Annotated in this window: 11 protein-coding genes and 1 pseudogene; 10 read left to right on the top strand and 2 right to left on the bottom strand. The window is 71.2% G+C overall.

Annotated elements, in window-relative coordinates; translation table 11 throughout:
• The first annotated feature begins 22 nt into the window (after window positions 1-22).
• The 3 genes from QSK37_RS49120 (at window position 23) to glgX (ending at window position 5,071) form a co-directional block, all read left to right on the top strand.
• Entirely contained in the window at window positions 23-1,453 is a 1,431-nt protein-coding gene (locus tag QSK37_RS49120; RefSeq protein ID WP_285636357.1) for a phosphodiester glycosidase family protein, read from the top strand.
• A gap of 89 nt (window positions 1,454-1,542) precedes the next feature.
• Complete coding sequence (locus tag QSK37_RS49115) at window positions 1,543-2,814, top strand: MFS transporter (RefSeq protein ID WP_285636354.1); 1,272 nt, start codon at window positions 1,543-1,545, stop codon at window positions 2,812-2,814.
• A gap of 142 nt (window positions 2,815-2,956) precedes the next feature.
• Window positions 2,957-5,071, top strand: coding sequence for a glycogen debranching protein GlgX (glgX, locus tag QSK37_RS49110; protein ID WP_285636351.1), 2,115 nt, complete (start codon window positions 2,957-2,959; stop codon window positions 5,069-5,071).
• On the opposite strand, the gene QSK37_RS49105 is transcribed toward glgX, so the two are convergent.
• Complete coding sequence (locus QSK37_RS49105; protein WP_285636349.1) at window positions 5,052-5,462, bottom strand: hypothetical protein; 411 nt, start codon at window positions 5,460-5,462, stop codon at window positions 5,052-5,054. The two genes, glgX and QSK37_RS49105, sit on opposite strands and share 20 nt — an antisense overlap.
• 127 nt (window positions 5,463-5,589) lie before the next feature.
• Here QSK37_RS49105 and QSK37_RS49100 point away from each other — a divergent pair, with 127 nt between their 5' ends.
• The 5 genes from QSK37_RS49100 to QSK37_RS49080 all read left to right on the top strand — a co-directional run bounded on the left by QSK37_RS49100 (window position 5,590) and on the right by QSK37_RS49080 (window position 10,475).
• The gene (locus QSK37_RS49100) at window positions 5,590-6,300 is read left to right on the top strand and encodes a pyrimidine reductase family protein (RefSeq protein WP_285636346.1); all 711 of its coding nucleotides are present in this window, start codon (window positions 5,590-5,592) and stop codon (window positions 6,298-6,300) included.
• 4 nt (window positions 6,301-6,304) lie between these two features.
• Entirely contained in the window at window positions 6,305-7,366 is a 1,062-nt protein-coding gene (locus tag QSK37_RS49095) for an ATP-dependent DNA ligase (protein WP_285636343.1), read from the top strand.
• Window positions 7,367-7,490: 124 nt separating this feature from the next.
• A complete protein-coding gene (locus QSK37_RS49090) occupies window positions 7,491-9,077 on the top strand; it encodes a phosphodiester glycosidase family protein (protein WP_285636340.1) in 1,587 nt (528 codons plus the stop codon).
• A gap of 133 nt (window positions 9,078-9,210) precedes the next feature.
• Entirely contained in the window at window positions 9,211-9,549 is a 339-nt protein-coding gene (locus tag QSK37_RS49085; RefSeq protein ID WP_285636338.1) for a PadR family transcriptional regulator, read from the top strand.
• The gene (locus QSK37_RS49080; protein WP_285636337.1) at window positions 9,546-10,475 is read left to right on the top strand and encodes an HAAS signaling domain-containing protein; all 930 of its coding nucleotides are present in this window, start codon (window positions 9,546-9,548) and stop codon (window positions 10,473-10,475) included. The genes QSK37_RS49085 and QSK37_RS49080 overlap by 4 nt, the downstream gene beginning before the upstream one ends.
• A 10-nt stretch (window positions 10,476-10,485) precedes the next feature.
• Here QSK37_RS49080 and QSK37_RS49075 read toward each other — a convergent pair whose 3' ends face one another.
• Entirely contained in the window at window positions 10,486-11,535 is a 1,050-nt protein-coding gene (locus QSK37_RS49075; protein WP_285636334.1) for a DNA polymerase domain-containing protein, read from the bottom strand.
• A gap of 67 nt (window positions 11,536-11,602) precedes the next feature.
• Between QSK37_RS49075 and msrB the strand changes: the two genes are divergently transcribed.
• Together msrB and QSK37_RS49065 are read left to right on the top strand one after the other, a co-directional pair.
• Entirely contained in the window at window positions 11,603-12,019 is a 417-nt protein-coding gene (gene msrB / locus QSK37_RS49070) for a peptide-methionine (R)-S-oxide reductase MsrB (protein WP_432705681.1), read from the top strand.
• 152 nt (window positions 12,020-12,171) lie between these two features.
• Window positions 12,172-12,339: pseudogene (locus QSK37_RS49065) on the top strand (peptide-methionine (R)-S-oxide reductase); the annotation flags it as partial.
• Between the last annotated feature and the right edge of the window lie 214 nt (window positions 12,340-12,553).

The following is a 12,553-nucleotide window of genomic DNA, read 5'->3' as shown; positions in this document are numbered from 1 at the left end:
GCCGAATGAAGGGCGTTGGCCGGTGCCGAGACGGACTCTGTCCCTGCTGCTCGTGACGGTCGCGGCGGGCGCCGCGGCGCCGGCCGCGACGGCCGGGGCACGGCCGCCGCACTTCACCGCGGCCTCGCGGGTGTGGCCGGGGGTGGTGTTCCGCGCCTTCGCCGCCGCCGGGGCGCGGGGTCCGGTGCAGGGGTACCTGCTCGACGTCGACCTGAGCGAGCCGCGGGTCACCGTCGGGCTGCTGCACCCGCCGGTCGTGGCGGCGCGGGAGCGCGTGTCGCTGATGGCCGACGCGCAACACGCGGTGGCCGGCGTCAACGGGGACTTCTTCAACATCAGCGAGTCGCATCGGGGGGTGCCGGCGACCGGGGCGGCCGTCGGCCCGGAGATGGCGGACGGGCGGGCGCTGAAGGCGGCCGTGCCCGAGGGACAGCGGTTCGGCCCGCGCCGCCCGCTCGGCGCGACGACCGAGGAGGTCATCGGCGTCGGCGCCGACCGCGTCGGGCGGATGACGACACTGCGCCTGAACGGGACCGTCACCGTCCAGGGACCGCTCGGGCCCCCGGCGAACGCTCCCGTGGCCCGGCCCCCGCGAGGCCCCGTACACGGGCCGCCGGACGAGGATCTCGACGACGACCTGGACGACGACGCGGACGAGGCCGACGACTCGGCCCTGCGCGTACGGCACCCGGGGCGACGGCATCCGCGGCGAGTGCACGCGTCACGGCGCGCACCCGACGGGCGGCTGAGCATCCCGCTGGGCGGCCTCAACCAGTACGCCCTGCCGGTCGGGGGTGTCGGGCTGTTCACGAACCACTGGGGTTCGGCGTCGCGGCGGCGTGCGGTCTGCGGCACCGACGCCGTACGCCGTGCCCCGTGCAGCGCCGACGCCGCCGAGGTGACCGTACGGCGAGGGGTGGTGACGCGGGTCGCCGCCCCCGTCGGCGGGGGGACGATCCCACCGGGCACGACCGTGCTGGCCGGACGGGAGGCCGGGGCGGACGTGCTGCGGCGACTGCGTCCGGGCGACCACGTGCACGTCGCGTACGACCTGGCCGGGCCGGCGCGCCTGCGGTTCGCGGTGGGCGGCTTCGCGATCCTGCGCGGCGGCGCGCCGCTGCCGGGCCTGGACGCCGCCACCCGCGCCGCCCGTACGGCCGCGGGCGTGAGCGCGAACGGCCGGCACCTCTACCTCGTCGTCGTGGACGGCCGCTCCCCCGCCGGCCACGGCGCGACGCTCGCGGAGCTGGCCCTGCTGCTCCGGCGCGCGGGCGCGCACGACGCGATGGACCTCGACGGTGGGGGCTCGTCGACTCTCGTGCTGCGGACGCCCGGCGAGCCCGTCGTGTCCGTACGGAACTCCCCGTCCCGCGGCGCGGAACGGGCCGTCGCCAACGGCGTCGGCGTGTTCGTCCGGGCCGATCCCGGCCACGCGCGGCGCAAACGTCGCTGACCAACCTCCTTGCCGCGCGGATAGGAAGATCTTGACGGCGAGTCTGATTGATGGATCACTGGGAGCGACGGATCGGACAAAGGATCGACATGAGCCTCCCCCTGCTCAGTGACATCCGCGACCAGGCCTCCGGCCTCGACCGCGACCAACGCAACGCCTTCCTCGCCGCCCTGCTGGGCTGGACGATGGACGCCTTCGACTACTTCCTCCTCATCTTCGTCATCACCGAGGTGGCCAAGGACTTCGACACCTCGCCCGAGAAGGTCACCGTCGCCACGACGCTGACCCTGATCGCCCGGCCGGTGGGCGCGTACCTGTTCGGCATCTGGGCGGACAAGTCCGGCCGGCGCCTGCCGCTGATGGTCGACGTGCTGTTCTACTCCGCCGTCGAGTTCATCTCCGGGTTCTCGACCTCGCTCACCATGCTGCTGGTGCTGCGCTTCCTGTACGGCCTGGGCATGGGCGGCGAGTGGGGGCTCGGCGCGTCACTGGCGATGGAGAAGATCCCGGTCGGCAAGCGCGGCTTCTTCTCCGGGCTGCTCCAGGTCGGCTACTCGCTCGGCTACCTGGTCGCCGCCGTCGCGTACTTCGTGCTCACGCCGCTGTTCGGGTGGCGGGGCCTGTTCATGTTCGGCGCCATCCCGGGACTGATCGCGCTGTACATCCGTTACCGGGTGGGCGAGTCGGAGGCCTGGGAGCGCACCAACGAACGCCTTCAGATCACCCGCACGCCGCTGCGCCGGGTCTTCTTCGACCGCAAGGTGCTGATCCGGTTCGTCTACCTCGTGCTGCTCATGACGGCGTTCAACTTCATGAGCCACGGCACGCAGGACGTCTACCCCACGTTCCTCAAGAAGGGCCTCGGTCACTCCCCGCACTACGCGGTCGGGATCGCCGTGGTCTACAACGTCGGGGCCATCCTCGGCGGCACGCTGGTCGGCGCGCTCTCCCAGCGCTTCGGCCGGCGCCGGGCGATCGTCGGGTCCTCCATTCTGGCCCTGGTCGCGCTGCCGCTGTTCGCCTACTCCACGACGACGGCGTTCCTGCTGATCGGGTCCTTCCTGATGCAGTTCTTCGTGCAGGGCGCGTGGGGCGTCATCCCGGCGCACCTGACCGAGATGTCACCGGACGCCATCCGGGGCTTCTATCCCGGGGTGACGTACCAGCTCGGCAACCTCCTCGCCGCGCTCAACCTGCCGTTGCAGGAACACCTGGCCGACTCGCACAGCTACTCGTTCGCGTTCGCGGTCGTGGTGGCCCCGACACTGCTGGCCGTGATCCTGCTGACCGCCTTCGGCAAGGAGGCGCACAGCGTGGAGTTCGGCCGAGATCCCGTCGCCACCCCCGAGACGGCCACTTAGCGCCCCGGAGAGTCGACGCCCAGGTACTCAGCGTCACGATCGGATCACGCGCTCGGCCTCGCCGTTCGCATATTTCTCCGGGTGCGGCAACAATCAACCCATCTGTCAACGTGGGAGAGTCCGCCGCAGGCCGAGGAGAGCGATGCACGAGGTGTGGCCTGGTACGCCGTACCCCTTGGGTGCCAGCTGGGACGGCACCGGGACCAACTTCGCCCTGTTCTCGGAGGTGGCGCAGCGGGTCGAGCTGTGCCTGTTCGACGACCGCGGGCGGGAGACGCGGCTGGAGCTGCCCGAGGTGGACGGCTTCGTCTGGCACGGGTACGTGCTCGGCGTCGGCCCGGGTCAGCGGTACGGCTACCGGGTGTACGGCCCGCACGAGCCCAAGTACGGTCACCGGTGCAACCCGGCCAAGCTGCTGCTCGACCCCTACGGCAAGGCGGTCGACGGCGACCTGAGATGGCACGAGTCGGTCTTCTCGTACCACTTCGCCGCGCCGTCGGAGATGAACACCGAGGACAGCGCGCCGTACATGCCGAAGAACGTCGTGATCAACCCGTTCTTCGACTGGGGCGACGACCGCGCGCCGCACACGCCGTACAACGAGACGGTGATCTACGAGGCGCACGTCAAGGGCCTCACCCGGCGGCATCCGCAGATCCCGAAGAGCCAGCGCGGCACGTACGCGGGTCTCGCGCACCCGGCCATGGTCGATCACCTGATCGAGCTGGGCGTGACCGCGATCGAGCTGATGCCGGTGCACCAGTTCGTCTCCGAGCACGCGCTGGTCGCGCGCGGGCTGACGAACTACTGGGGCTACAACACGGTCGGCTTCTTCGCCCCGCACAACGCCTACTCCTCCTCCGGCCAGCGCGGCGAACAGGTGCTGGAGTTCAAGGCGATGGTGCGGACCCTGCACGAGGCGGGCATCGAGGTGATCCTCGACGTGGTCTACAACCACACCGCCGAGGGCGACCACCTGGGGCCGACGCTGAGCTTCCGCGGCATCGACAACGCCGCGTACTACCGGCTCAGCGACAGCGACCGGCGCTACAACCTCGACTACACCGGCTGCGGCAACAGCCTCAACGTCCGGCATCCGCACGCGCTTCAGCTGATCATGGACTCGCTGCGCTACTGGGTGCTGGAGATGCACGTGGACGGCTTCCGGTTCGACCTGGCGTCGGCGCTGGCGCGGGAGTTCCACGACGTCGACCGGCTGTCCGCCTTCTTCGACCTGGTACAGCAGGACCCGGTGGTCTCGCAGGTCAAGCTGATCGCCGAGCCGTGGGACGTCGGCGAGGGCGGCTACCAGGTCGGCAACTTCCCCCCGCTGTGGACGGAGTGGAACGGCAAGTACCGCGACTCGGTCCGCGACTTCTGGCGCGGTGAGCCGGTGCTGCCGGAGTTCGCCTCGCGCCTGACCGGCTCCAGCGACCTGTACGCCGACGACGGCCGCCGGCCGCTCGCCTCGATCAACTTCGTCACCTGCCACGACGGCTTCAGCCTGCACGACCTGGTCTCCTACGACCACAAGCACAACGAGGCCAACGGCGAGGACAACCGCGACGGCACCGACGACAACCGCTCGTGGAACCACGGCGCCGAGGGCGAGACCGACGACGCGGACATCCGCGCGCTGCGGCTGCGCCAGAAGCGCAACCTCATCGCCACGCTGTTCCTGTCGCAGGGCGTGCCGATGATCTCCCACGGCGACGAGCTGGGCCGCACCCAGCGCGGCAACAACAACGCCTACTGCCAGGACAACGAGCTCGCCTGGGTGTCGTGGCGGACCGACGACGACCTCAGCGACTTCGTCCAGCGGGTCTCGACGCTGCGCGGCGACCACCCGGTGTTCCGGCGCCGCCGCTTCTTCGAGGGCCGTACGCACGGCGCCGGCCTCGACGGCGAGCGCGACCTCGTCTGGCTGACGCCGGCCGGCGAGGAGATGACGGAGTCGGACTGGCACACCGGGTACGCCCGCGCGGTCGCGGTCTACCTCAACGGTGACGCCATCACCGAGCCGGACACCCGGGGTCAGCGGGTGCGCGACGACTCCTTCCTCCTCCTGTTCAACGCCCACTCCGAGAGCATCGTCTTCCGGCTGCCCGAGGAGGGGTACGGCGAGCGCTGGGAGATCGCCCTGGACACGGCGACCGACCTGGTGAGCGGCCACGAGCCGGTCAAGGCCCGCGACGAGATCGAGGTGATCGACCGCGGGCTGCTGCTCCTGCGGAGGCTCAGTGACGGCTCACCGTGATCGCGGTGAGCAGTACGAGCACGAACGTCAGCGTCGCCACCGCCGCGTGGGCCACGACGGAGACGACCGGGAAGCCCTGCTCGCCGTCCCGCGCGTGCTTGCCGCCCTGGCCGGTCAGCCAGCGCGTGAACATGGTGAAGCCCAGCAGCGTCACCAGCACCAGCGCGCCGAAGGAACTCCAGGCGTACACGGAGCTGCGCGTCAGCAGGAACACCACCCAGATCGCCAGGGCCAGCAGGGCGAGTGCGGGATGGCCGAGGAGCAGCGCGACCGGATAGCGGGTGACCTTGGTGCCCTGCCGCCGGAGCCCGCCCTCGGACAGCCGGCGTACGAGGGGGCGGAGTCCCGCCACCGCGGTGAGCACCCACATGACTAATGCGGCGATCTCCAACGCGTCTCCTTCTCCCGGACCTCTCCCCTTCCGCGACAAGTCTTCCTGGAAAACGCCGATTTGATAAGCCGAACGCAGCCATCCAGTCGCAAAATGTGACCGAACATATGTGTGACACCCTGATGACATGCGCAGACTCGAACCGGCCGGCACCCCCGACCTGGCCGAGGCGTACGCCTACCCCGGCCGGCGGCCCTGGCTGCGCGCCAACATGGTGTCCTCCGCCGACGGCGCCGCGGTCCACGACGGCCGTACCGAGGCGCTCGGCGGCCGGGCCGACCGGCGGCTGCTCTCGCTCCTGCGAGCCCTGGCCGACGTGGTGGTCGTGGGCGGCGCCACCGTACGGGCCGAGGGGTACGGGCCGGTGCGGCCCCGCGAGTGGTGGGGCGACCTGCGCCGCGGCCGTACGCCGGCGCCGCCGCTGGCGATCGTCTCGCGCGGACTCGACTTCGACTTCGACGCACCGGTGTTCACCGAGGCCCTCGTGCCGACGATCCTGGTGACCTGCCCGTCCGCGCCCGCCGAGCGCCTGCGCGCCGCCCGGAGGTACGCCGAGGTGATCGTCACAGGCGGCGAGCAGGCGGACGTACCCGCGGCCCTGGACGCGCTCGCGGAGCGGGGGCTCGTACGGCAGCTCACCGAGGGCGGCCCGCGGCTGCTGGCCGAACTCTCCGCGGCCGGGCGCCTCGACGAGCTCTGCCTTACGATGAGTCCCCGGCTCACCGCCGGGGACGCGGCACGTGTGCTGAACGGCCCGGCGACGGCGCCGATCCCGCTGCGCCTCGGGCATGTCCTCGAAGAAGACGGCTTCGTCTTCCTCCGATACCTAAGGGGGTGAGCTCATGGATCTTCCCGTGAGCCCGCCGGTCGCGCCGATGCTCGCCAAGGCCGTCAAGGAACTCCCGCGCGGCGACCTGCTGTACGAGCCCAAGTGGGACGGGTTCCGCGCGGTCGTGTTCCGCGACGGCGACGAGATCGACATCCGCGGCCGCAACGGCAAGCCGCTCGGCCGCTACTTCCCCGAGCTGGTCGAGGGGTTCGGCCGCGAGCTGCCCGAACGCTGCGTGCTCGACGGCGAGATCGTCCTGCGGCAGGGGCAGGTGCTGGAGTTCGAGGTGCTCCAGCAGCGCATCCACCCGGCCGCCTCGCGGATCAAGCTGCTGGCCGAGCAGACCCCGGCGTCCTACGTCACCTTCGACCTGCTGGCGCTGGGCGACGAGTCGCTCATGGAGACGCCGTTCGGCGAGCGCCGGGCCCGGCTCACCGAGGTGCTGGCGGCCGCCGGGGCACCGGTCCACGTGACCCCGGCCACCGACCAGTACGACGTCGGCCTGCGGTGGTTCTCCGAGTTCGAGGGCGCCGGGTTGGACGGAGTGATCGCCAAGCCGCTGGACGGGCCGTACGAGCCGGACCGGCGGGCCATGTTCAAGGTCAAGCCCGAGCGCACCGCCGACTGCGTGGTGGCCGGGTTCCGCTGGCACAAGTCCGGGCCGATCGTCGGGTCGCTGCTGCTCGGCCTGTACGACGGCGAGCGGCTCCAGCACGTGGGCGTCTCCGCGTCCTTCCCGATGAAACGCCGCGCGGAGCTGGTGGACGAGCTGGCCCCGTACCGGATGACCGAGCTCGACGGGCACCCCTGGGCCGAGTGGGCCGCCCAGACCGAGGCCACCGCCGACCGCATGCCGGGCGCGATCACCCGCTGGAACGCCAAGAAGGACCTGTCGTGGGTCGCGGTGCGCCCGGAGCTGGTGTGCGAGGTCGCCTACGACCAGATGGAGGGGCGCCGGTTCCGGCACACGGCGCGGTTCCGCCGCTGGCGCCCGGACCGTACGCCGGAGTCGTGCGGCTATGACCAGCTCGAAGTGCCGGTGGCCTACGACCTGGACGACATCCTGGGCACCTGAGCCCGGCGCGGCACAGCTTTCAACGGCAGTTCACCTGCCGGCTTTCTGATCAGCGTGGACCCCAACCGCAGTGGATGATCTTCTATGTCCAGAACGTCCACTTATATCCAGTTGGGAGTCCTCGATGGTGCGTCGAAGATGGATGGCCGCGGGCATCGCCTTGATCGCCGCGTCCACGGCCGTCGCCGGCCCGGCCGTGGCGGCCGAGCGGCCGGGCGGGGTCGCGTTGCCGTGGGGATCGGCGACGGCGACGTGGACGTCCACCTCCCCGGCCCCGGGCGTGGAGGTGCGCACCGCGTCGATCTCCGTGCCGCAGGCGCAGCCGGTGTGGACGGTCACCGTGCAGGCTCCCGCCGTGAACCGGATGACCGGCGCCGCCGCCTGGGCGGAGCTCGGAGACGCGGCGTGGGCCGCGACGTCCGTCTCGCGGCTGGCCGCGGCGGGGATCGACGCGCACGTCGACCAGGTGCCCTGGCCGGCCTTCACCGACACTCCGCACGGCACCGAGGGCTCGCGCGTACGCGTCGGCGGCTTCGCCACCCAGGCCGACGCGAAGAAGCAGGCGGACGCGGTCACCGCCGCCGGCCTGCACCCGCTGGTCGAATGGACCGGGTATGACGTCGACCAGGCACCCGACCGGGAGAGCGTCCATGTCGGGATCGTCGATCCCACGGTGTTCCACGGCAGGGTCGTCGCCGACCACGGCGGCGCGGTCGCCGGACGGTCGACCACCTCGGCCCAGGCCCGCGCGGCCGGCTCCGTCCTCGCGGTCAACGCCGGCTTCTTCATCACCGCCGACGCCGACGGCGTCCAGGGCACGCAGGCGGGTCTCGGCGTCTACGGCGGCGTGCTCGACGCCCAGTCCTCCGGCGGCCGGGCCGCCCTCATCCTCCAGGACGGTGGCCGGCACAGCCGGGTCGCGAACCTCACCTCCCGCGCGACCGTCCGCGACGGCGCGTCGTCGTACCCGATCAACGGAACGAACCGCGTGCCGGGCAGGATCCGTGACTGCGGGCGGCCGGGGGTGTCGCCGACCGAGCAGCCGCGCCAGGACTTCACCTGCACCAGCGCCGACGACCTGGTGTCCTTCACGCCGCACTACGGCGCGGACCTGCCCACCGGGGCCGGCGCGCAGGCCGTGCTCGACGGCCGCGGCCGGGTGGTCGCCGCGGGGACCGTCGGCGGCAGGGTCCCGGCCGGCGGCGAGGTGCTCCAGGGCATCGGAACGGCCGCGACGTGGCTGAAGGCCCACGCCGTCGTGGGAAGGCGGCTGACCGTCGACGAGCGGATCCGTGACTCCGCCGGCCGTACGGTGCCGCTGACCGGCCGGACCGGCATCGTGAGCGCCGGGCCGATCCTGCTGCGCGACGGGAAGGTCGCCATCGACGCCGCCGCGGAAGGGGTCGTGGACCCGGCGGACCTCTCCTTCGGCTACGCCTGGGCGGAACAGCGCCAGCCCCGCACCCTCGCGGGCACGGACGCCCGGGGCCGGCTCATCCTCGTCACCGTCGACGGCCGCCAGCCGGGCGTCAGCGAGGGCGCGACGCTGGAGGAGGCCGCCCGGCTGATGCGCGGCCTCGGCGCGGTGAACGCGCTGAACCTCGACGGCGGAGGCTCGACCGCGATGGCGGTCGACGGCACCGTGGTCAACAAGCCGTCCGACGCGACCGGCGAACGCGCGGTCGGCGACACCGTGCAGGTCATCCCGTGACGGTTCTCCTCACCTGGAGCCCGTGAGCGGCCGATGGGAGACCCCGAGCGCGTCGCGCTCGGGGTCTTCTCACGTTCGGCCGCGGTTCCATCGCGCTCGACATTAGTGTGCGCCACACACTATGGTGTGTCGCATGACGTTGGATGAGCTGATCCTCGGTCAGGCGCAGGAGCTGCGCCGCGGCACGGTCGTGCTGGCCTGCCTGGCGCTGCTGGACGAGCCGCAGTACGGCTACGCGCTGCTGGAGACGCTCAACAACGCCGGGATCGCCGTCGACGGCAACACCCTCTATCCGCTGCTGCGCCGGCTGGACAAGCAAGGCCTGCTGACCAGCGAGTGGAACACCGACGAGTCGCGGCCCCGGAAGTTCTACCGGGTCAGCCCCGACGGCTCCCGGGTACGCGCCGGCCTGATCCGCGAATGGCAGGGCCTGGTCGCCTCGATCGCAGAACTGACCAAGGAGAGTCGATGACCGCCAGCTCGCTGACCGAGCGCTACGTGCATGAGGTCGTCCGGTGGATCCCGGCCGACCAGCGCGACGACATCGCCGACGAACTGCGCGCCACGATCGCCGACACCGTCGAGGCGCGCGGCGCGACCGAACGCGAGGTGCTCACCGAGATGGGCGCCCCCGCCCGGCTCGCCGCCCGCTACGCCGACCGGCCGCCGGCCCTCATCGGGCCCGACCTGTTCCCGGTCTACAAACGCCTGCTGGTGGGGTTGCTGTCCACCGTGCTGCCGCTGGTCGCCGCCGCGCTCATGCTGCTCGACATCGCGGACGGCAAGAGCGTCGGCGCGGCGATCGGCGGCGCGGTCACCATGGTGCTGACCGTCGGGGCGCAGATGATCGCCTGGGTCACCATGCTGTTCGCCCTGGTCGAGCGGTCCCTGCATCGTCGCGGCGCGACGGCCCGCACCCGCGCCTGGACTCCCGACGACCTGCCCGCGCCCGTGCAGAGGGAGAGGCGGGGCGCCGCCACTCTCACTTCGGCGGTGTGGCACGCGCTGCTGCTCGTACTGATCATCTGGCAGCACGTCGCCAAGCCCTACCGCCTCGGCGACGCCCGGGCACAGGTGCTCGACCCGGCCCTGTGGTCAGGCTGGATCTGGCCGATCCTCCTCGGCCTGGCCGGCATCGTGGCGCTCAACCTGATCCAGCTCACCACCCGCGACTGGACCGTCCCCCTGGCCGCCGTTCACGCGGCCGCCCACGCGATCTTCGCGCTGCCCGTGGCGTACGTGCTGTCCCGCCACATGCTCTTCGACCCGAACGTCCTGACGGACTTCAACGGCCCGGACTGGAAGACCCCGGACGCCTTCTACAACGTCACGGCCTTGGCCGTCCTCGCCGTGAGCGCGGGCCAAGCGATCAAACGCTTCCGCGAGGCCCGCGGCTGACCGCACCGAGTCAGTCCTTGCGGGCCTTGCTGGGCTGGACGCGCTTGGGCTCGCCCTTCATCTTCGGGTAGTTCGGTGGGTACGGCATGTCGCCGAGGCCGTGGTCGCGCTCGTCCCGGTCGGCCCACTCCAGCAGGGGATCCAGGGAGAACGCCGCATCGTCGATGGTGGCGTGCGGGTCACCGAGCTTGGCGAAGCGCTCCGGCACCGTCGCGATGGTGAAGTCGTCGGTGTCCACGTCGGGCAGCTCGTCCCAGGTCACCGGCGTGGAGACCGGGGCGTGCGGCTTCGGGCGGACGCTGTAGGCCGAGGCGATCGTACGGTCGCGGGCGTTCTGGTTGAAGTCGATGAAGACCTTCTCGCCGCGCTCCTCCTTCCACCAGTTGGTGGTGACCAGGTCGGGCATCCGCCGCTCCACCTCCCGGCCGAACGCCAGCGCGCAACGGCGTACCTCGGTGAAGGTCCAGCGCGGCTCGACGCGCACATAGATGTGGACGCCGCGGCTGCCGGAGGTCTTGGGGTAACCGGTGTAGCCGAGCTCGGCGAGCATGTCGCGCACCGGGCCGAGGGCGATCTTCTTCGCGTCGTCGAAGTCGGTGCCGGGCTGCGGGTCCAGGTCGATGCGCAGCTCGTCGGGGTGGTCGACGTCGGCGCGGCGTACGGGCCAGGGATGGAAGGTCACGGTGCCGAGGTTGGCCGCCCAGGCGACGTCCGCGAGGTGCGTCGGGGCCAGCTCGTCGGCGAACCGGCCGCTGGGGAAGGCGATGCGCGCCGTCTCGATCCACTCGGGGGTGTTCTTGGGGATGCGCTTCTGGTAGAAGGCGTCACCCCGGTTGTCGGCACGGGTGGACAGCTTGGCGCCCTCGAAGACCCCGCCGGGCCAGCGCTCCAGAGTGGTCGGCCGCTCGCGCAGCGCCCGGAGGATGCCCTCGCCCACGGACAGGTAGTAGTTGACCAGGTCCAGCTTCGTCTCTCCCCGCGCCGGGAAGTAGACCTTGTCCGGGTTGGTGACCTTGACGACGCGGTCGCCGACCTCGAGCTCCACGAATGGTGACGCCATACGCGCACGGTACCCGCCGGGACCGACATTCGATCGGGTTCCGCCCTGGAATGACGTCTTGCCGGCGATGGTTGTTCACTGTGTGACAGCGATACGCAAGAGCGACGAGGAATGGAAGGCCCAGCTTTCGCCCGAGGAGTACCACGTCCTTCGGGAGGCGGGCACGGAGGCTCCGTGGACCGGTGAGTACGTCTCCACCAAGACGGTGGGCGTCTACCGCTGCCGGGCCTGCGGCACCGAGCTGTTCCGGTCGGAGACCAAGTTCGACTCCCACTGCGGCTGGCCGAGCTTCTACCAGCCGACCGAATCGGACGCGGTCACGCTCATCGAGGACCGGAGCCTCGGCATGACCCGCACGGAGGTGCGCTGCGCCAACTGCGACTCACACCTCGGCCACGTGTTCGAAGGCGAGGGCTACCCCACGCCAACGGACCAGAGGTACTGCATCAACAGCGTCTCCCTGACCCTCGAACCGGCCGAATAAGCCCACGCGAGAAAACCCCGGCCCGGCGACGACCGCGCCGGCGGTCACACCGGCATGAAGCGGCCCTCCTCCGACCCCGGCCCACGGGGGGCCGTGGGGGGCGGAAGCCCCTCACATCGGGGGTTCCGGGGGTCGCCCCCCGGACCGGCACCGTCACGCTCATCGAGGACCGGAGCCTCGGCATGACCCGCACGGAGGTGCGCTGCGCCAACTGCGACTCACACCTCGGCCACGTGTTCGAAGGCGAGGGCTACCCCACACCGACGGACCAGAGATACTGCATCAACAGCGTCTCCCTGACCCTCGAACCGGCCGAATAAAGCCCACACGAGCAAGCCCGGCCCGGACCCGCAACGAACGGGCATGACGGTGCTGCGATCCTGCGACCCGGGTCTGCGGTTTGTTCTTCCACTTTTGGGCCATGGCGGTGGCTCGCATCCGCTGATTACGTTGAGGTCACGAATGTGATCTTGGTGGTGCGGCGGTCGGCCGGTTCCACGATGACGCAGCGGGAAGGCGGCGGCTGGAGGCACA

The organism is Actinoallomurus iriomotensis (assembly GCF_030269445.1).
Lineage (GTDB): Bacteria > Actinomycetota > Actinomycetes > Streptosporangiales > Streptosporangiaceae > Actinoallomurus > Actinoallomurus iriomotensis.
This window is presented reverse-complemented; position numbering and strand designations above follow the sequence as displayed.